The organism is Candidatus Uabimicrobium amorphum (assembly GCF_009002475.1).
Lineage (GTDB): Bacteria > Planctomycetota > Uabimicrobiia > Uabimicrobiales > Uabimicrobiaceae > Uabimicrobium > Uabimicrobium amorphum.
Genome location: NZ_AP019860.1, coordinates 3,557,776 through 3,579,540, shown reverse-complemented (window position 1 = coordinate 3,579,540; position 21,765 = coordinate 3,557,776). Strand labels below are relative to the sequence as shown.

The 21,765-nt window shown below is 39.0% G+C and carries 15 protein-coding genes; 6 read left to right on the top strand and 9 right to left on the bottom strand.

Going from position 1 to position 21,765, the window contains the following annotated elements; all coding sequences use genetic code 11:
- Positions 1-59: 59 nt before the first annotated feature.
- Complete coding sequence (locus UABAM_RS12775; RefSeq protein WP_151968395.1) at positions 60-656, bottom strand: RNA polymerase sigma factor; 597 nt, start codon at positions 654-656, stop codon at positions 60-62.
- Between the two features lie 275 nt (positions 657-931).
- Between UABAM_RS12775 and UABAM_RS12770 the strand changes: the two genes are divergently transcribed.
- The 6 genes from UABAM_RS12770 to UABAM_RS12745 are packed head-to-tail and all read left to right on the top strand — an operon-like array spanning position 932 to position 7,657.
- Positions 932-3,268 (top strand): serine/threonine protein kinase, encoded by a 2,337-nt coding sequence (locus UABAM_RS12770; RefSeq protein ID WP_151968394.1) that lies wholly within the window; start codon positions 932-934, stop codon positions 3,266-3,268.
- A 12-nt stretch (positions 3,269-3,280) separates the two neighbouring features.
- Entirely contained in the window at positions 3,281-3,526 is a 246-nt protein-coding gene (locus tag UABAM_RS12765; RefSeq protein ID WP_151968393.1) for a ribosomal protein L7/L12, read from the top strand.
- Positions 3,527-3,565: 39 nt separating this feature from the next.
- The gene (locus UABAM_RS12760) at positions 3,566-3,757 is read left to right on the top strand and encodes a hypothetical protein (RefSeq protein ID WP_151968392.1); all 192 of its coding nucleotides are present in this window, start codon (positions 3,566-3,568) and stop codon (positions 3,755-3,757) included.
- A complete protein-coding gene (locus UABAM_RS12755; RefSeq protein ID WP_151968391.1) occupies positions 3,754-5,187 on the top strand; it encodes a sodium:solute symporter family protein in 1,434 nt (477 codons plus the stop codon). The genes UABAM_RS12760 and UABAM_RS12755 overlap by 4 nt, the downstream gene beginning before the upstream one ends.
- Before the next feature lie 33 nt (positions 5,188-5,220).
- Positions 5,221-6,120 (top strand): alpha/beta fold hydrolase, encoded by a 900-nt coding sequence (locus UABAM_RS12750; protein WP_151968390.1) that lies wholly within the window; start codon positions 5,221-5,223, stop codon positions 6,118-6,120.
- Between the two features lie 34 nt (positions 6,121-6,154).
- Positions 6,155-7,657, top strand: a complete 1,503-nt coding sequence (locus UABAM_RS12745) for an alpha/beta hydrolase (RefSeq protein ID WP_151968389.1) — start codon at positions 6,155-6,157, stop codon at positions 7,655-7,657.
- A gap of 90 nt (positions 7,658-7,747) precedes the next feature.
- Here the strand turns inward: UABAM_RS12745 and UABAM_RS12740 are convergent, their stop codons facing one another.
- The 8 genes from UABAM_RS12740 to UABAM_RS12705 all read right to left on the bottom strand — a co-directional run bounded on the left by UABAM_RS12740 (position 7,748) and on the right by UABAM_RS12705 (position 21,757).
- Positions 7,748-8,776, bottom strand: coding sequence for a hypothetical protein (locus UABAM_RS12740; protein WP_151968388.1), 1,029 nt, complete (start codon positions 8,774-8,776; stop codon positions 7,748-7,750).
- A gap of 123 nt (positions 8,777-8,899) precedes the next feature.
- On the bottom strand, positions 8,900-11,518 hold the full coding sequence (locus UABAM_RS12735; protein WP_151968387.1) for a serine/threonine-protein kinase: 2,619 nt from the start codon (positions 11,516-11,518) through the stop codon (positions 8,900-8,902).
- A gap of 116 nt (positions 11,519-11,634) precedes the next feature.
- Complete coding sequence (locus UABAM_RS12730; protein ID WP_151968386.1) at positions 11,635-14,097, bottom strand: serine/threonine-protein kinase; 2,463 nt, start codon at positions 14,095-14,097, stop codon at positions 11,635-11,637.
- A gap of 421 nt (positions 14,098-14,518) precedes the next feature.
- A complete protein-coding gene (locus UABAM_RS12725; RefSeq protein WP_229759393.1) occupies positions 14,519-15,748 on the bottom strand; it encodes an OprO/OprP family phosphate-selective porin in 1,230 nt (409 codons plus the stop codon).
- A 490-nt stretch (positions 15,749-16,238) separates the two neighbouring features.
- Entirely contained in the window at positions 16,239-18,170 is a 1,932-nt protein-coding gene (locus UABAM_RS12720; protein ID WP_151968384.1) for a serine/threonine-protein kinase, read from the bottom strand.
- 68 nt (positions 18,171-18,238) lie between these two features.
- A complete protein-coding gene (locus UABAM_RS12715; RefSeq protein ID WP_151968383.1) occupies positions 18,239-19,375 on the bottom strand; it encodes an SGNH/GDSL hydrolase family protein in 1,137 nt (378 codons plus the stop codon).
- A gap of 9 nt (positions 19,376-19,384) precedes the next feature.
- Positions 19,385-20,782, bottom strand: coding sequence for an MBOAT family O-acyltransferase (locus UABAM_RS12710; RefSeq protein ID WP_151968382.1), 1,398 nt, complete (start codon positions 20,780-20,782; stop codon positions 19,385-19,387).
- Positions 20,783-20,944: 162 nt separating this feature from the next.
- Complete coding sequence (locus tag UABAM_RS12705; RefSeq protein WP_151968381.1) at positions 20,945-21,757, bottom strand: hypothetical protein; 813 nt, start codon at positions 21,755-21,757, stop codon at positions 20,945-20,947.
- Positions 21,758-21,765 lie beyond the last annotated feature (8 nt).

Sequence of the window (21,765 nt, the reverse complement as noted above, 5' to 3'; positions counted from 1 at the left end):
GATATTCCACACACCTTTTACTCTGTATTTTACAGAGCCCTTAACAATATACAATTCTATTACGATGGTTTTTCTTGATAAGAATCTAAATACTCCGCTAGGACTTTACGCGAAGATTGTAAACGTTTTTTTACCGCGTCCACAGTGAGATTCATTTGTTGGGCTATTTCCGAGATTTTTTTTCCTTCGAGGTAGTGGCTGACAAACGGTTGGTAAAGAAGAGGTCTATTGTCTTGCATCTTTTGTAAAGCGTCTTCTAAATCACAGGAAATGGAAACAAAACGATTGGTGTCATCACTTGCTTGGTCTGCTAGCTCCGGCCACGACTCGGGAAGTTTTTTGCTGTGTAACTTGGAAAGTTTGCGTTTAATGATGGTAAAAAATAGACCGCGTAAGTGACCTCGGTCGCGACTCAGTGTATGCATGTTTTTATAATCGTTTTTTATAAATTCATAGAGAATGTCAGAGACAATGGAGTGTGCATCCAGTAGGTTGAGTCGGCTACGATATTGAACCAACTTTTTGGCAAGAGCATCGCAGTATTTTGTCGCAAGATATTCTCCTAACATTTTGGGACCGTCTTGTTCGAGAATACTTTCTATTGTTGTCCATTGCGTAGAAATTTTTGAAAGCGCTTCTGCATGTTTATTATCCATTTTGGCGACTCCGTTTTTATAGCTATTTATTTGTATATAATAACTATATTAACTCAGATTGCTCGTCGAAAGTAAAGAAAAACAAACGATATCGCTCTTATCCACAACTTAGAAGTAAACCGTTTAATGGTTTCTTTTCCTCGCGTCCCCATCGTTAATGAAAATTTAAATGACATATGTGCGAAAAATTTTACCTTCCTCATGGTGGGAAATTGTATAATAAAAATTCTTGGTAACAATATTGTTTGTACAAACTTTAGATATTAGGATTTCTCATGTCTTCGGTACCTCAAGATATATCAAAAATAGGGACTCTCGCCGTTCATCGCCGCTGGATTAATCAGGATGAAATTACCACTATTCTTCAAATACAACAACGACGACGCGATCGCGGAGATGAAAGTTCTGATACTTTATTTGGAAAAATTTGCGAGGAACAAGAACTTCTCAGCACCGAACAGGTTTCTATTTTATTGACGGAACAGAGGTTGTTGAACAACCAAAAGTTGGCGCATTACACTCTGGAAGAAGAGTTGGGGCGCGGTGGTATGGGCGTTGTTTATAGGGTTTTTGATGAAAAAAATAAACGCCATGCCGCGATGAAGTTGATATTCGTTGATAGCAATGAAAATCGACGCGTAGATCGATTTTACCGTGAAGCGAAAGTTGTGGAGGCTTTGAATCACCCAGGTATCGTTACCGTGTGCGATTACGGTTGCGAACCAAGCGTACATTATATCGTGATGGAGCTTATCGAAGGTCAAACGCTGTCGAATTATATCCGCGAAGAACACGATCGCGATGAAGATGCTCTTGAAATCGTTTTACAAATCGTTGCGGCAATGCGCCATGCCCATGAACGAGGAATTGTGCATCGCGATTTGAAACCAAGCAATATCATGATCAATGACGAAGGCAAAGCGGTTGTCTTGGATTTTGGACTGGCGAAAGATATTAGTAAAGATAGTTCTCTTTCTGCTTCGGGGATTGTTGCGGGAACACCCGCGTATATGGCACCGGAGCAAGCCGTCGATTTTAAACGTGTGGATGCGCAAAGCGATGTATATTCTCTGGGGGCTATTTTATACCACGTTATCGCTAAAAAAGCTCCTTATGAGGGAGACTTTGTTCATATCGTTAACGATTTGCGCACCGGAAAAAAACCGCAAAATATTGCGGTGTTGCGTCCCAAAATTTCACGTAGTCTAGAAAAAATTATCCATAAAGCTTTGGAGCACGATAAAGAAAAGCGTTATCGCAATATAGAAGAGTTAGAGCAAGCGTTGAAAAATTACATGAACGGGCACAAAAAGTTTTCTCTTCCGCGTATCCCACGAAGGCTGCGCCAGGCAGCAATTGCATGTGTTTTTTTCGCTGTTTTGACGTTGTTTTCTATTGCAATGGTAAAGGTTTTTTCGGGGCCAACAGCAGAGAGTCACCATAGGAAAACAAATCAAATTTTTGCGAATAAATTACGGCAAATAAATGCAAAGTTTGAATGGTTGACCGCAGACAGTAATTTCGGTAATTCTCAGTTTGCGAATTATGAGGTGGATCACTTAAAGTCGGTTAAGGAAATGGGGACCATTGGTCGAGATGACCGGCAAAATTTGCAAGATAAGCTGGAAATGCTACAGCTTTGGCAAAAGACGTTGCAGAAGGCTCCACAAGGAAAAGTGGATCGCGAAATCGACCAGCGCGAATATATTGCCGACCAAATCAATTTGGCCGAAGGTAGCTTATTGCTTCTCGATACTATTGGTAAAAGTAAGGATGAACAAATAGAATTATTGGAACTCGTTGTACAAAAGTGGGCTCCTAATCGTTCAAGACCTAAAGATTTTACACGACTTTGGACATTGGCCGTTATTGTATATACTACCCTAGAAGTATATTGGCATGAAAAGGCAGTAATTTTGTCCAAAGAAAAGACAAATGTCTCGGAGAAGAAGCTCAAGGTTCGTGCGATACAAAGAAAACGTAAGTGGTATTTGCAAGAAATTTTAGCCATTGCAAACGAGATTCGCATTTTGGTCAAACCGTTACATCCACGTATTTATAGTGGTTTTCTATCGCGTAAAGGATTAGAACACTTGCGCTATGCATGGTTGTTGACTTATGAAAATGCACAATTGCCCAGCGAAAAAAAACAACAGGAAATAGAGATACAGTATTTGGAGAGCTTTTATACTTTAGGAGAAGTGATTGATTTACAACGCAAACATAATTTTCATCAAATCGTTACGATTCAACATCAATCCATCGCTCGATTGCAGTATGTAGATTTGACGGGACAAATGTATAAGAATCGTCTCACCAAAGAAAAAAGAGTGGAGAACTGGGAGCATCTCGTAAAAGCACTGACACTTCTGGAAGACGCTATAAAACTACGTGAAGTCGAAGATGCATCGGATGCTCTTCATCAAATTACGAAAAACTATATCGTTTACATCATCGCAAAGCAACAACAACACTTTCCTGAAGTTAAAAACAAAATCAACGTACAAAATTTACAACAGCTTTTTAAAACAAACGAAAAACAAGCGGAAAAACTTTTTTACGATTACATTAGACAGTTGCAAAATTTTAATACCGCAAGTTTTGAGAAATGAAAGTAATCAACTATGTCGAAAGAAAAGTTAACAGACGAACAATTACAAGAAATTACGGCATGCCTAGAAGAAGGTAAGAAAATTGAAGCGATTAAGGCATATCGTGAAACTACGGGTGTAGGCCTTGCGGAGGCAAAAGAGTTTATCGATAGTTACTTGTCGTCGCTACAACAAGAATTTCCCGAGCGTTTTCCACAAGCAAAGGGTTGCTTGGTTTTTTTGATCGGAGCACTGTTACCTGTTGTTTATTTTTTGTAATTAAGACGTGCATCTCTATAAGAATAGCGGAGAAGTTGTATGAAATTGAGATTGGTAGTCGTTTTTGCAGGGATTCTTTTTTTGTCGCAGGACTATTGGAATTGGTCCGATGAAGGACAGTTTTCTATCTTGGGATTTCCTAAGGTGGTGACGTATTTTTTTGTTTTGCAGTTGGCGCTTGCCGTTGCAATCGGACTATTTTCGATGAAATTTTGGCAGGAAGACCAATGATCGCCGCTTTTACTGTGATTGGTATTTACGTACTGGGTACGTTTTTGATAAGTATTTACGGACATCGTGCAGCTCAAGATACGCCGCAAGATTATTTCTTAGCGGGAAGAAGTGTTGGGGTTACGGCGATGTTTTTTACCCTGATTGCCACGAATTTTAGCGCGTTCTTTTTTTTAGGGTTCGCCGGAGCGGGATATCGCATTGGTTATAGTTACTATGCGATGATGTCTTTTTCTACAGCTGTGGTGGCATTTTCTTTTTATTTTATTGGTCATAAGACATGGAAAATTAGTAGCGAAAACAACTTCATTACGCCACCGGAAATGATAGGAGAATTACTCCACAGTAAATGGCTGCGTTTTGTATTTTTAAGTGTGATGATTGTTTTTACTTTGCCATATATTGCGATTCAACCGATTGGTGCGGGAAAGATTCTCTATACGATTAGCGGTGGACAAATACCGTATTTTCTCGGGGCCGTCTTGCTGACGTTTTTTATTGTGTTTTATGTTTTTTGGGGTGGTATGCGCAGTGTGGCGTGGACTGATGTCTTCCAGGGAGTGGTGATGTTTGCGTGTATCGTTACGGCGATGCTTGTGATTGCCCATCAATTCGGAGGAATCGCCGAGGCAAATCGCAAAGCGTACGAGTTGCAACCGGAATTGTTTTCGCGTGCCGGAAAAGGTGGGTATTTTACACCGAAAATATGGTTTAGCTTTTCGTTGTTGTTTTTGTTGAGTGTTCCGATGTTCCCGCAAATGTTCATGCGATTTTTTATCTGTCGCTCTCCAAAGTCATTGAAAGCTTCGGCAACGCTCTATCCGATCGTAACGGCCATTTTATTTATATGCCCTGTGGCAATTGGTGTTTGGGGACACATGGATTTTCCCGGCTTAGACAAACAAGGGTCTGACAATATTTTGCCGCAAATGCTCAATTCTTCCTATTTTCCTTCATGGTTAGCGATTACTATTTTGTTAGGTGCCGTAGCGGCGTTTATGTCGACACTTGATTCACAATTGTTGGCACTTAGTTCCATGATTACACGTGACATTTATTTGGTGTTTATAAAACCTGATGCCTCTATGAAAGAGCAGGTTTTTCTGGGGAAAATACTCGTTGTTGTTCTCGCTGTTTTTGGTTTAGCAATTGCCTACAACCCCCCAGGTACTATTTTTGCCATTGTGAAACAAGCTTTCACGGGACTCGCGATGTTGTTTCCCACTGTAGTTTGTGCTTTTTATTGGAAAAAAACTACTGCGGCGGCATGTATTGCGTCTATTCTGTGCAGTGAAGGTTTATTTGTGATGTACTTGTTTGGATTTATTCCCAAAAGCTATGCGTATGGATTTTTACCTGTCGTTCCTCTAACCGTTATTGGATTTGTTATTATCATGATGGTTTCTTTATTGCAAAAAAGAACTGTATAAAGCTTTCTTCTGGAATTTTATTAGGAGTTTTTTATGTTACGTGTGTGTTTATTTCTAGTACTATTTGCGAGTGTTTGTTGGGCGCAAGATACCAAAACGGAAGCGAAGAGTGATATTCGCGATTTAGTGGAACATCATTATGCGGACAATAACGGGGTGAAGATTCACTACGTGTCTTTAGGTGAAGGTCCTCTTGCGGTAATGATTCACGGTTTTCCCGATTTTTGGTATACGTGGCGTGATCAGATGCAAGCGCTCTCTAAAAATTATCGCGTTGTTGCTGTAGATCTTCGCGGATACAATAAAAGTGACGCACCTAAAGGTGTTGAACAATACACAATGGAATTGCTAACGAGCGATATCGTTGCGGTCATTCGCAATGAAAAACGCGAAAAAGCGCTTATCATTGGTCATGACTGGGGCGGTTCTATTTCGTGGAGTTTGGCGATGTTTTATCCACAAATAGTGGAAAAACTAATCATTTGTAATCTTCCACATCCGAATGGAATTATCCGTGAATTAAAAAATAATCCACAGCAGCACAAAAATAGCGAGTACGCACGAAAAATACAACAACTAGGTGCGAAGTCTTTAAGTATTGAGCGATTATCTTATTGGGTAAAAGACCCTGAGGTAAAGAAAGTGTATGTGGAAGCGTTTAAGCGCTCTAGCTTTGAAGCGATGGCCAACTATTATAAAGCAAATTATCCGCGTGAACCGTACGCGACAAGAGAGTTTCCGAAGGTAAAATGTTCGGTACTTATGATCCATGGTTTAAAAGATTGGGCATTACTTCCTGGGGCCTTGAATGACACATGGTTGTGGTTAGAAAAAGATCTAACACTGGTCACGGTACCTGACTCTAGTCATTTTGTGCAACAAGACGCGTCGGAAACCGTTACGCGGACAATGAAAATGTGGTTGTCACGTTAGGTGAAAAGGTAGTTATAACAAAAGGATAAAAACAATGAGAGTTCTTGGTACACAATTAAACAAAATATTACTAATATTTCTTTTTTTACCATTGGGCATTTTTGGCGAAAATGTGTCTTTTAAAATCGATGTCGACCCATCGCTCACCAAAAACAACAAAACCTTTTCCGGACGTCTTTTTGTTTTAGTGAGTAATAGTAAGCGTTCACTAGACATCATACGTCCCAATTTTATGAACCCTAGGTCTGTATATGTCGCCGCGACAGAGGTAAGTCATCTTGGCAAAGGTCGTGGTGCACAACTTCATAGTAATGCGGTGTGTTCCCCACAGATGCTTTCCTCTCTTCCCGCAGGTGAGTACCAGGCAATGGCCGTTTTAGACGACGACTGGAACTTTAGTTATCATTTCAATATGGATGGTGGGGATTTATATAGTGATGTTGTGCGATTTACGATACCGATGCAAAACGTTGCGCTGTCATTAAAGAAGGTCGCTCCATACAAAAAAGTTTCGCTGCCGCTGAATGTTAATGTCGTGAAAATGGAAAGCAAAAATTTATCTAAATTTTGGGGACGTAGCGTCAACATGCAAGCCAGTGTCATGTTGCCACCGTCTTACAAGAAGGGAGATCGTAAATATCCGGTCGTTTATGACGTTCACGGCTTTGGAGGCGACCATTTACATCCTATACGCAATATGCGACAGTTTACCAAGGAAATGAAAAGTGGTGAACGTCCGGAGATGATTTATGTTTTTCTAAACGGACATTGCCCCCTGGGACATCATGTTTTTGCCGATTCTGCCAACAATGGTCCATGGGGAACAGCACTTGTTGAAGAGTTCATTCCACATTTAGAGAGTAAATTTCGCATGGACGCGCGGCCACAGGGACGCTTGTTAACGGGCCATTCTTCGGGAGGTTGGTCGACGCTGTGGATTATGATTACGCATCCTGATTTTTTTGGGGGTGTGTGGTCTACGGCTCCTGATCCTGTTGATTTTCGTAACTTCACAGGACCAGACTTAAGTCATTATCCTCCGAGAAATATGTATAAAAACGAACAAGGGAAAGATTACAACTTGGTGCGCTTTGGCGGACGAGAGGTGATGTCTTTAAAGCAATTTGTCATTCAAGAGAGAGCTTTTGGACGTTTTGGTGGACAATTTGCTTCTTTTGAAGCGGTGTTTAGCCCCAAGGGAAAAGATGGGCAACCGATGCCTCTTTTCTGTCGCGATACGGGAATTATTGATCCTGTTGTGCAAAAGTCTTGGGAGAAATACGATATCGCAGTTGTACTACGCAAAAACTGGGAGAAGTTGGGACCCAAATTGCATGGAAAAATACGTATCATCATTGGAACAGAAGATACGTTTCACCTAAACGAAGCGGTCGTTTTACTGGAAGAAGTGTTGAAGGAATTAAAAAGTGATGCTGTGATTCAGTACATTGAAGGCGGGGATCATTTTAATATATATCGCAATGGGTTGGCGAACCGTATCGCGCGCGAAATGTATTCTGTTGCAAGACCTAAGTAGTTTTACTATTATGAAGCGATGCTTAAGTATAATCGCATACTAGTAAATATCTATACTTGAGCATCGCTTAATAATAGTTGTTCCAAAATACTAATCTTTTCTATAAAAACCAATACGCTCGACCACATTTTGGCAAAAATCAGTGAATGCTTTGTCCACAGGTAGAGCTAAACTTTGTCTGTTTGGCAAATCTTCATAAGCCTCGCGCCACATTTCTCGAAAATCTTTCGCAAATGTACTTTTGTAGTATAGATATGTTTGGTGCGAAAAACGATGCGACACTTTCGATAGAGAGCTTTCATTCATGTGGATAGAAAAGTGTGAACTTTGTAATTGTTTTTGTTTTTGTAAGTAGATATCTGTCAATTGGCGCAATGCTATGTACTCTGCTGCTAACTTTTGTAAATACATTTTATCGAGTGTCTTTCGTACTTGTGGTTTTTCGTGCTCCTCTTTCTGTTTGATCGGTTGGTTATGCTCGGATTCACTTTCGATGATGATTTCTCCGGGGGCTGCGTCTTTGCGATCGTTATTGATAATATACAAACCAAAACGACGATCATGCTCTGGACTGGGTTCGCGATTTGGTATTGCAAAAAGATAGATGAATTGATGTGCGGCAATTCCCGATACGGGAACTAAAACGCCATTGATCGTCGCGTAACCAATGGCCACAGGTACGGGAAGAATCGTTTGCCCAACGGGAAAAACAACCGAACCGACTAAACCTCCGGCAATTCCAATGGGGGCTGTCGCAACACGCATTGTGGGAACGAATAAATATCCCCATAGTGCGTTGCCTATAATCCGTGGCATCCAACCAAAAGGGGTTTCGCGCACGTTTGCGCTAATATTACTACTTGCCTGTGCATAGTCCTCACCTATACCTTCGATTAAATATTTGGTAAAGCTGTCGCGGGCAAACTTGAGTGAATCGCTGTTCCACTCTGCGCAGTCTTCCCAAAATTCTTTCGTGGTATACACCTCTAAAATTTCTGCGGTGTCTTCCCAACTTTCTTTGCTGTATTCCAACATGGGGCATATTCCGGGAACAATCCAAATTTCCCAACGATTGTCGTGTTGATCGGTAATTTGTCCCTGCATGTATAGATCAGCCATTTGTGTAGCGCTTGTAAATACAAAAGGTCTACTTCCTCCACAACAACATAGAAAACAGGTCAGTAGTATGACGAAAATAGTTTGGAATCTCATGGCATGCCCTTCCGTTGAATTTAAGAAGTTTTATTTCATTTTTTGCTGTAGTTCTTTTATTTGTTTTTTTATTCCTGCTTGGTCTCCGTAGCCAAGAGAAAGAGCTTTTTTCCAATCTTGAATTGCTAATTTATATTGACGCAAGGTACGGAAAACTTCTCCTCTGCAAACATAGCTGTTTGGGTAATCTGGATTGAGATCTATTGCTTGTTGTAAGTCACTCATCGCTTTTTGCGGTTTTTTAAGATGTGCATATACGACACCTCTCTTTGCAAGAGATTTGTAGTTATTGGGAATTTTTTTAACGCATTCATTGAAGTCATTCAAAGCTTTGTGATATTTTTTCAATGATAGATACAATTCTCCTCTACTATGACGAATCTGGTAGTTGCGCGGGGAAAGATACATTGCCCTGCTTAAGTCTTCTAAGGCCAATTGATATTTTTTTTGCGTGGCATAACTGAGTGCTTTGTAGTAGTACGCGTCGACATTTTTCCTGTTAAGAGAAATAGCGGTATTGTAGTTTTGGATGGCAATATCGTGCTTTTGTAGAAAAGCGTATTGATATCCCCGTCTTGTATACAGTAGGTGATTTTTAGGGGATAGCTTTATCGCACGATTTAAGTCGCGTAATGCTTCTTGATGTTTGCCGAAATCGCTATAAAAATTGCTTCGGTGAAGGTAATAGTTCCAGTAGGGAGTGATCGATATCGCTTTGTTTATGTCCTTCATGGCCTCTCTATATCTGCGAAGTTGGTAAAACGATCGCGCTCTAACGCTATAAGCATTTGCATAGTTAGGTTGCAAACGTATTGCTTGGCTCAAAGGCTCAATCGATTTTTCGTATAAGTGAATTTTTCGATATAAGAGTCCGCGATTGTAGTATATTTTTACATCTTTGGGATTGATCGAAGCTGCGATATCTAAGTCGCGAAGGGCTTTGTCATACTGTTTTAGTTGCGTATAAAGAGTTGCGCGATTGTTGTATGCAATATCATCATTCGGGTTCATGGAAATTACCTGATCGAAGTCTTGTAAAGCTCTTTTGTAATTCCTTAACGCTAAATAAATATTACCTCTGCTGCCATACGCCGATGTTCGATTTGCATCGATAGTAATGGCCATATTTAAATCTTCCACTGCTTTTTCGTATTGCCGTAAAGCTGTATAGGCCTCGCTACGCCTTATGTATAGGATATATGTTGGTTTGATGAGCAGTGCGTGTGTAAAACTATCCAAGGCCTTTTGGTATTGACCTAGCTTAACATGGGCGTAGCCTTGTATTTGAAAGTTAATAGGATTTTGTTTTTCCAAATGAATTGCTTTATTTATATCGGTAAGAGCCGGGTAATAGTCTTTTTGGTTAATGCGAACAAACGCTCTTTCCCTATAGGCAAGGGCATAATTTGGATTTTGGGCAAGCGCTTTACTATAGAAGACAAGGGCTTTTTGGTATTGACCAGATTCCTTGTATATGGAGGCTTCTTTTGCGTATACTTCGTGTTTTGGGATATTTAGCGCCCATTGGGTAATCATAAATGTTGCCAATACCGCAGTAACCAAGGTAAGAATACCTGCACAAATGAAACCATAGCGCTGGGCAAAAATTTTCATACCATCCCAAGCGGTATGAGGTTTTGCCATAATGGGTCTATTATTTTTGAGATTCTTGAACTCGCGCACTAATTGTTTGAAGTTTTCATAGCGTTCTTGCGGTTTTTTCTCTAAACATTTTAAACATATGGCTTCTAAGTACGGTGAAATTTTTGGATTTATTTGTCGTGGTAAAATAGGGGTTTTATTTAATATGTCAAACAATATGTTTTGGAAACTATCACCATCATGAACGCATTGGTAGGTGAGAGCCTCGTACATAGTTGCGCCAAAGGAATATATATCACTTTGTGCGTTTGCTTTTCCATTGATTTGTTCTGGAGCCATATAGTGAATGGAGCCAATGATATCTCCGGTTTTCGAAAGGTCCTTGTCACCAAAATTATGGACTTTTGCTAATCCAAAGTCCATAATTTTTGTTTGACCTTCTTTGGTGAACATGATGTTCGACGGCTTGATATCACGATGTACAATGCCTTTTTGATGGGCGTGTGCTAAGGCTTGGCAAACTTCGGTGAGGACATTTATTAAAAATAGGGGTTTGATGTTTTTTTGTTGTACTAAGTCGGCAAGAGTGCAACCATCGACATACTCCATCGTAAAATGTGGTCGAGGGGTTTCTCCGAACTCATAGAGACTGGTGATTCCGGGATGATTTAATTGTGCCATCGCCGCAGATTCTAAACGAAATCTCTGGATATCTCTGTGTCTAGCCTCTAAAACTATTTTTAAAGCGACAACTCTTTGTAATTGTTTATCAAAAGCTTTGTAGACAATTCCCATGCCACCTCTACCCAGTTCTTCATGGATAAAGTAGCGACTAAATGTTTCACCGCAAGCTAAAGCAAATGATAGTTCATGTTGTTCACTACACTGATTATTCTGATTTTGAGAAGAAATAAAAAAACTATCGCCTATGGCATTAGATGTGTCTGGTACTTTGTGCTCTGCGTTTGGGAAATCAGAATGATCGGACGGAATTTTTGCATCTTTTGCGGACGAGAACTTTTTATTTTGATTGTGTTGATTTTGCATAGTGAAACCTACGATAAAGTAAGACCAGTCGTTTCTTTAATAAGAACTGCGGTATAAATTTTGTCTAAATTGTTGATGTTTGTACACCTTTTTAAGGACGCAAGTTAAAGATCAATTTATTTTATTTTTTGTTTTAACTCATTTATTTTTATTTGTATCGCTGCGGAGTTTTTGTGTCCTAAAGATACGGCTTTTTGCCAATCTTTGATCGCGCGTTTGTATTGACGAAAAACAAAGAAAACTTGTCCTCTGCGCAGATAATTATTTGCATTTGGTTTGAGGGCTATCGCTCGCTGCAAATCATTGAGGGCTTTTTGTGGTTCTTGTAAACGCGAATAGACCATACCTCTTCTCGCAAGAGCTTCGTGTTGATTTGGGTTGTTTGTGATAAATATATTGAAATCACTCAGGGCCTTGTAATGCTCTTTTAAATAAACGTATATCTGCGCTCTGTCATAGTATATGTCATGAGTATTTGGTGACAGTGAAATGGCGGTACTTAGATCTTCTAAGGCTAGTTGATATTTTTTCAGGCTGTGATAACTAAGTCCTCTGTAGTAGTATGATTTCATACTGTTTTTGTTCAACGCAATAGCCGTGTTGTAGTCTTTAATCGCAGCTTGATGCTGCTGTAAGGAAGCATAGTGGTATCCTCGTTGTAAATATAACAAGAAATTTTGTGGAGAAATATTTATGGCAGAGTTTGTGTCGCGCAATGCTTCTTTATATCTTCCCAAATGGTTGTAAAAATAACTACGGTCGACGTAATATTGCCATTGTGGTTCCATGGCGATCGCTCGGTTTATGTTGGTGAGGGCCTGATTGTGTTGGTCTAATTCAAAAAGTGACCATGCTTTACGTACGTATGCTTCTACGTAACTAGGCCGCAGCTGTATCACTGTGTCGAAGTCGTCAATAGATTTGGCATATTGATGAATTTTTTGATACGCAACGCCACGGTTATAATACACTTTCATATCGTTGGGAGTGATGGATACCGCCATGTTAAAGTCTTGGAGAGCTTGTTCGTACTGTTGTAGTTGCATGTAAATACTTGCACGATTGTTGTACGCAATTTTGTCTTGAGGATTAAATAAAATGACTTGATGGAAGTCTTGTAAAGCCTTTTCATAATTTTGCTGTATAAGATAAATACTACCCCGGGCTCCATATGCTTGTACTCTAGTTGTATCTAAATCAATGGCGCGGTTTAAATTTTCTATCGCATTTTGGTATTGTTGTAGCGTTTGATATATCGCAGCGCATCTCATGTATATATCATATTTGGGTTTGATGATCGTTGCGCGCATGTAATTGTCTAAAGCGCTTTTGTATTGCCCTAGCTTTGCTTGGATATAACCGCGGTATTGATAGTTGATTGGTTGTTGTGGCTCAAGAGTACTTGCTCTATCTAGATCACGAAGAGCCTGATTATACTGCTTTAGATCAATATACACCAAGGCTCTTTGCGTGTAAGCGGTTGCGTAGTCGGGATTTTGTAAAAGAGCTTGGTTGTAAAACGATAGTGCTTTTTGATATTGACCAGAGTCTTTATATATATTTCCTTGTTGTGTGTATTCTTTATCCGTGTAAGTTGTGGTACTTAGTGCCCATTTAGTTGTCGAAAATGTTGCGCCTATTGCAATAACTAACGCCAAAATAACTGTACACATAGAGCGATGTTTTCGCATAAAGATTTTAGCGTTGTTCCAGTTTTTCGTGGGTTTGGCAATAATAGGTCTATTGTTTTTGAAATTTTTTAATTCACGCGCCAATTGTTTGAAATTATCATAGCGTTTTTCTGGACGTTTTTCCAAACATTTTAAACAGATAGCTTCTAAGGCAGGTGAAATTCTTTCGTTTAGTTGTCTTGGTAAAATAAGGTCTTCGTGCATAACATTGAACAATATATTTTGAAAATTTTCACCATCGTAAACATGGCGATATGTCAAAGCCTCATACATGGTAGCGCCAACAGAATATATGTCGCTTTTAAAAGTTGCTTCACCGTTGACTTGTTCTGGGGCCATGTAGTGAACAGTTCCAATAATTTCACCTGTGCTCGAAAGGCCTCCATGGTTTTCTAGCTTCACCAATCCAAAGTCCATAATTTTGGTGCGCCCTTCTTTGGTAATCATGATATTGGACGGTTTTATATCGCGATGTATGATGTTGTGTTGGTGGGCGTGAGCCAGGGCATTGCATACTTCGATAATCACATCTACTAAAAATAGAGATTTGATATTTCTTTGTTTGATCAAGTCGGCAAGGGTGCAACCCTCGATGTACTCCATGGTAAAATGAGGCCGAGGTGTTTCGCTAAACTCATAGAGTTTAGTAATTCCAGGGTGATTTAATTGAGCCATCGCCGCGGATTCTAAACGAAATCTTTTCGTTTCCTGTGCTTTCTGAACTACTTTTAAAGCGACAAATTGCTGTGAGCGGGTATCAAAGGCCTTGTGTACAACACCCATACCACCTCTACCCAACTCTTCGTGGATAATGTGGCGACCGAATTTTGTGCCAAAAGTGAATGTTGGTGATTCATATTGCGCGTCAAATAAATTAGGATCATGCATTTTTTGCTCCACCTTTTTATTTTTGCATTAACTTTTCTACGTCGGGAACAAAGAGGCCATTATCTCTCGCTCACCTACAGTTTGATTCGAAAATCCTAAATCATGGCGAATCGCAAGGATGAGGGAAGCAAAGGCGCGTACCGCTTGATGATTGTTTTCCGAACTGCGCAATTGGTGAAAACGTTTGAGAACTTGCTCCGAAGTTGTTGTTGTACAAGTTCTTTGCGTTGACTTTTTTGTTTGTGATTATTTTGCATAGCGAAATCCAATGTGAAATGTCAGCAATACTTTTGACAAATTATAGCAAAATACATCAGTGACTGCATGAAATTTTATGTAAATTGTTGTGTGAGATGATTTGTGGTAACACTACGAGTGTTTAGCTTTCTGATTAACAAAAAGCTAAACACTCGTAGGATGTTTACCAATAAATTTGAAAGCGAACACCCATTATGTGATTGGGTTCACTGTTGTTTATATAAGAAAAGATATAGTTGGTAGTTATACGCAAATATGTGGTTAAGTACCAGTTGAGACCAAGAGTTACATTGCTCATGGTTTCGTTAAATTCACCACTGTCGAGACTTATGTGGGAACAACGCGCTGTAAGCTCTACAGCTCCGAAGGAGTCCCATGATTTTCCCAGAGGATTGATGGGAAAAATTTCACCGAATTTTCCACTGTAAGATTTATATCTGCGTGATTCGCCTGTTACAAAATAACTGCAGTATACGTAGGCACCCCAAAAATGATCATTTTCATTGTGCCTGACATATGCTGACATAAACTCTGCCTGTATCGAAAAATTATTTTTTACCCAAGAGCTTTCTAAGCCAATAAGCTGCACGGCATCGACGTTTTCAATGTCTCCAATATCAATAAAATCCAATCCAAATTTTGCATCTGGTCGCGCATCGAATTCTACAATATTGTCGCGAGGCCTACGATAGCTATATGCAGCGCCAAGGTGCCAAAAGTCTGTTTTACTATTACGGTACACTAATCCACAAAGACGCGCTGTGATCGTTTCACTATCATCCGAAAGCGACGGTGGGTTGTCTCCCGATTGATCATTAAATAAGCCTATCGAAAACAGCACTCTGTCATAATGAATAGAGGCGATAAATCCCAGGTTTCGTCCCGGATTAAATGCCTCTAGAGCTCTTTCCATAAATGTAGTGAAGCGTGCACTAGTCAATTCTTCCAGTCCAAAAGGTTCTCGAATATAGCCTATTTGAAACTGAAATATTTTATATATGGGATCGCGGAAAAACAGGTAGTTGCTCTTGAACTCAAAATCCTGGAAACCTTTGGTATCCGCGAAGTCAATTTCCGCTTTAAAACGAAAAATATCCTTAAATTTCCCGGTCAAATTGACACGCATCGCACGCTGACCATCAAAGTTTTCGACATCTTGATCGACAAGATCGCGGTCGATATCTTTAGAGAAAGCATCGTAAACAAAGCGTCCACCAAAACCAAATGAGATTTTGTCGCGAACTCCAAAGCGTAGTCCTTCGTTCCAAAAAATATAATCGTCTGCAAAACCAACGACTGGATCGTAACTAGTGTGTTGGTTTTCTTGTGCCATACTAAAAGGCACAACCAACAGGAGTCCTATAATTGTCCAAATATTCACCGGGCGTATCATCAAAAATATTTCCTAAACCTAAGTTGTTTAACTTATTGAAGTGCTATATCTATTGACAAAATTACTTATATAGAAATATTGAAATATAAATGTACTTATGTGATTTATTTTATGAGTTTTTTATTGAGATTGGATACGCTCAATTTGTGATAGATTGCACTACTACCAAGAAAAAATCTGTAATTGTTTCTGAAGAAACATTGAGTTATTTGTGCAAAAGTAAAGGATGTAAAGGTCTTTATATTCTGAGTTTAACACTTGCAGAATATTTAATATGTTAAACATATATATATATATCAAATATGATTGCTAGTATGGAATAAAAAAAACATTTTTTATAATTTTTTTATGGAAGAATGTCGTAACTCTAGGACCTGTCATCATTCAGTACAGATAAAAATATAACGGATTCATTTAATGATACGTCAGTAGTATTGGGCGTGAGAACTGGGATGAAAAATAAGCAATGACACATCGCAAAGCGTTTTTACTACTTTTCCGAGGATGTATACTTCAACAACCATTTTTTGACTTTAGGCAAATCACCTAATTTTTTGTACAGATTGGCAATGCGCAAAATGATTTTTTTGTCGTCTGGGGATAGGTTATGTGATGTTTGTAAATCTTTTATTGCGTTTTGGGTTTGGTTTAATTGTGCGTATATTTCTGCGCGAGCATTGTAATAGCTCGGTTTTTTTTCTAACGATAAAAGAGCGTTACAATCCGCGAGGGCTTTGTGGTATTGTTGTTGTTTGCGATATAGACTTTGTCTTTGATAGTAACACTTGTGAGGAGAATAACCCAGTTCTAAAGCGCGCGTTATACTGCCGATGGCTTCGGTATACAGCTGTTGCTGTTTTAGTAAACGAGTATGTAAATACCATGTTTGGGGTATGGTAACGTTGTAATCCAACGAAGTTTTAATGTCTTTTTGCGCAGCTTTAAAGTTATTGGTGGCATAAAAATATTCTGTCCTAGCACAGAGTATGAAAGGGTTATGTGGTTCATAGTGTAGCGCTTTTTTGTAGCATTTTAGAGCTTCGTCATGTCGTGACATAATGTGAAGAATTTTTGCCTTGATTTCGTATAAGAAAACAAAAGAGCGACAGACTCGGATTCCTTGATTCACCATTTTCAGAATTTGTCGTAGCTTTTGGGGATTTGCTTTGACGTGACGAAGTTGGAGTACGGCGTTGCTATAATATTCGATTTCGCGTTGTGGAGATTTAAACGTCGCTAATGAGTCTTTTTTTGCAAAAAGGGGAGATATTCGAGTTGCTAAGTGACACAAAAAATGTAAGAACTCGATATCCTCTGTTTGCGATGAGGAATCTATGGCTTTTTTGGCGATAGCAATGACTTTGACTATTGTTTGTTGGCGTTTATCTGCTTGCCGTTGAGACAAAGCATAGTTGAGTAAAAATTTGACATGAATGACGCTGGGAAGATTTACGCGTTCTTCTATAGGAAAATTCTCATCGCGTTTTTGTACGATGGGGTAACGATTCAGGCGTTGCGCGACAGTGTTTGTGGGACAAATTTTTTTGGCTGTTGGTTGTGAGAAGATCCGTTTTTTGTCACTGTGCATGTTGAATCCCAAAAGGCACAAAAATAGTATCCACGGAACGTAGTTGGATATATGCGTCTTGCGATGGACAAATTTGTCTAAATCTCGTGCCAAAGTTCTTGCACTCTGGTAGCGGCGTTTTTTGTTTTTCGCCAGACACTTCATGCATATTTTTTCAAGAAAATGTGGTATTGACTTGTTGATACTACGTGGTCGCGGTGGAATTTCTTTCTCGATGCGTTGTACGTTTGTAAGCGTTACATCCGCAAAAGGATTGCGTTTTGTGAGAAGTTCATACAGGATGATACCAATGGCATATATATCTGTACGTTGGTCTACTTGTGGGTTTTGTTGCAGTTGTTCAGGAGCCATGTACGGTAGTACGTCGCGAATGATCTCACTACTTGTTGTTTCATCTAGGTACTTTGCTTGGCCAAAATCAGTTATTTTTGGTATGCCGCTGTGAACAATGATGTTTGTTGGTTTGAGATCGCGATGAATAATACTTTCGCGATGCGCATGGTAAAGCGCATCTGCAATTTGTTGAATGGTATTTGCTATCCATTTTATGGATAAATTTGGCTGCTCTTTGCAGTATTTTCTTAGGTTTTGCCCTGCAATATGCTCCATGACAATGTAGTTAGAGCCATAGTCAAATACTGTAACGATGTTGTGGTGTTTTAGTTGAGCAATTGCCTGGGCTTCTTTTGCCGAAAGGTTATTTTGCGCGAGAATTTTGAGTGTGACAAGGCGCTGAAGTTTTATGTCATAAGCACTGTATATTTTTGTTGTGTCGCTTTGCTCAAGAAGTTGGTTGATTTCATAGCGGTTGTCGATAAGTTGTTGTTTTTGCATAATGTAACTGTGCGATTTTCGCTAAAAAATGTTTTCTCTTTTACTCAGTTCTCTGGAATTATAAAACATTACTTTGTGATGATGTTATTGTTCAAGATATAATTGCTGATAATTTCTGCAATTCTTTTGGCTCCATACTCATTAAAGTGGTATTGGTCATAGTAGCACTCAAATTCACTGGATAGTTGAGCGTATAAATTAATATAGTGTACTTGTTTTTGTGTGGCAATTTTTTCGATTTCTCGCGCAAAAGCCCCTGCAATTTCATGATATAAACGTGGGGTGGGGACAAACACCGCTTTTTTACTCCTGAGAATATAGCGATCAATGTATTTTTCTTCCAGATTTTCTTTATACATGACGGGCTGACTTAATAAAATTACCTGGATGTTGTTTTGCTGACAAATCTTTATAAATTCGATGGTCGTTTCTCGGAATTCTTTGATATACAGCGATAAAACTTGTTGATGAAAATCACTTAATTGATTTGATTTTTTTGCTTTTTGGTATCGCATTCTTTGTTCGTAAATTGATTTCCAACTGCGTGTTTTTTGTGTAATGCCAAACTCACTTTTGATGTCGGTTATAATTCGTTTGCCTAAATCTTTCCAAGCTTGGTATAGTAAAGTTTCGCGAAGTCTTGGGGGAAAAGTCTTTGGGAAAACCACACTATTGGCAAAAGCTTTTGATTTGTCTTCCTCGGTTAATTCGCGATAGCCTCTATCTAAACCGGCGATAAAACACGGTAAAAATATGGCCAGTTTGAAAGAAATACCTTTGTCCAATAAACTATTAAGGTGCATGACATTGTGATAAGGACGCAAGCCACTTTTTGCGGAGATATTTAGGGTAAATGGTTGTTGTTGTTGTTGGGTATTGATAACGTCCATGGTCAATTGCGACCAAGTTTCTTTGTCATCCAATAAAAGGCATTCGGTTGTACTGTTGCCAAAACTAATGGCAAAAAAATCTTTGTTGCTAGGGCTTTTTCCACGTAGTCCCAAATGATTTATTGTATAGTTGGAAACGTCCGATATTCCATAAAAAGTATTGCCGACATTTCTTGTTGATTTATGATTGGAGAGATGCACCATATTACCAGAAAAGTTTACAATTGCATGAAGATACAACAGCGCTTCCGCTACGATTAATAGTAGCGGGGTGACAATGACAAATGGCAATATTTTTTTTGTTTTTATTTTCATGACGATTTTCTAAAATTGAAAATAGATAAATTGTTCTGCGCCAGGTGCTGCCAGGAACAATATACAAAATATAAGATAGAAATAAATACAATATTGTGTGACGATACTATAACTGCTAAAGGCGATTTCATTATTGTTACGCAGTTTATCGTATTGTTCACCAATGACAAAAAACGAGAAAAATACCAAACCTAAAAATTTTGTAATAATGTCAATGCTCGGTATCTCTAAAATCGTCAATCCCCATAGCATTTCCAATATTTGTTGACCACTTTGTGCTCGGAAAATTAACCACCCAAGGGCCGTGAATTGGAAAGTCACAAAACACATTACCACGAATGATAACACACTCGTGTATTTTTTGCGCCGGCTGCGGAAAAACATCAGTAAACTTCCTTGGTAGATTCCCCACCATACAAAGTTCCAGGCTGCCCCATGCCAAAGACCTCCCAAGACCATTGTCGTGAATAAATTTATCTTCGTACGTATCTCGCTAACGCGGTTTCCGCCCAGCGGAATGTAGAGATAATCGCGTAGCCACGACGAGAGAGATATATGCCAATGAGTCCAAAAGTCTGCTGGGTTGGTTACAAAATAAGGTGAAGCAAAATTTATCATCAGTTCTATGCCAAGAAGTTTACTAATTCCCCGTGCAATATCGGAATAACCAGAAAAATCTCCATATATTTGGAAAGCAAAAGCATAGCAGCCCAAAAGGACATACCAGAAACTGAGTGCGGAAGGTTCCATCGAAAAGATTTGATTTACCAAAACGGCGATATTATCGGCGACATATACCTTTTTGAAATACCCCCATACTATTAGACATAAACCACTTTTTATTTGACTGCGACTGATTTTGCGCACACTTTCAATTTGCGGAATTAATCGTGCTGCACGTTCAATCGGTCCGGCGACTAACTGTGGAAAGTATGCGACAAACACTGCAAAATTTAAGAAACTTCTCGTTGGTTGTAGTTTGCCTCGATAAATATCGATGGCATAGCTCATCGTTTGAAAGGTGTAAAATGAGATTCCAACAGGTAATACTATTTCTAAGCGTAGGAAAGCAGGATGAACATCAAATGTTTGTAGGAGTTGCTGTAAACTATCTACAAAGAAATTGAAATACTTGAAAAAACCTAGAATTCCCAGGTTACAACAAACACTAAGTAATAGCCATTTTTTCTTTGCCTTTTTAGAATCAGCATCGGCAATATGCTGGCCACAAAAAAAATCGATGATCGTGGAAATAAGGATTAGTGATAAGAACCGATAGTCCCAGAAACCATAAAAAATATAACTACTGATTAGCAAGAGGATATTTTGCTTTTTATGAGATACAGTTCTGTATATCGTGTAAACAATGAGAAAGAAAACGATGAAAATATTTGAATTAAATAACATAGGGAATCTTATCTGAAGTGGTTTTGCTTTGGGTAATATTCGTGTTTATAGAAGAAGCCAATCTTAACATACAACAATTTGTGTAACGACAAAACATGACGATTTTTTTAATTCGTTATGCTGTGGTTGCTATAAACAGACGGTTTTACACCGTCTGTTTACTTAATCTAATTTTTTGAGAAATTCTCGTGCTTTGATGCGTCTCTTGTCGGTGTTAGCAGACATGCTTAAAAATTTGCGAAAGTGTGCGGTGATTTCTAGTATTTCTTCTGGAAAATCGTTCTTAAATTCGCGAATATCTGCACCATCTATTTTGGCAAGCAGTAGATCTTTTTTGTGTGTGGCATATTCGTAGTGAATATGTGCAATCACACGATTGGCTTGCTTTTTAAATTTACGGTTTCTATTTTTTAAACCCGCTTGCTTGCATAATTCTAAAGCCTGTGTGTAGTTTTGTTGTGCTATGAGTAAATCTACTTTCTCTTTGAGGTTTTCGACTTCTTGACTTAGGCGGTCTTTTTCTTTTTTGGGTTTATTGTTTGTATTGGCTTTACCATCTTTATCGTCTTTATTTTTGAGCTTGCTGTCAAGCCATGATAATCTGTCAGGTAGTAACTTTGCTACTTCGCCCCTTTTCTTGCGCAGTTGTGTCCATTTACCGTTACCGGCAAGTGAGAGAATTTCCATTTCTAGATTTTTCTTCATTGCGTCTAAGCGTTGCTGTGCTTGTTGCCCTGCTGGCGAATTCTTGTGAATTTCCGCAAGAGTACTATAGTTAACATACGCTTTTAGCAAATTCCCTTTTGTCTCTAGCGAACGTGCTTCTTTGTATAACTTTTCAGCATTGCTACTAGTAGGTACTTCTTCTTTGAAAAAAACTTCGTATACGTAAAGCGCAAATGTCGCCACGGGAATGAGGATAAATACACCCCACACGAGAAAAGGGTTATTCATTGCATTTTTTTCTTCGCTCATAGCGCGAC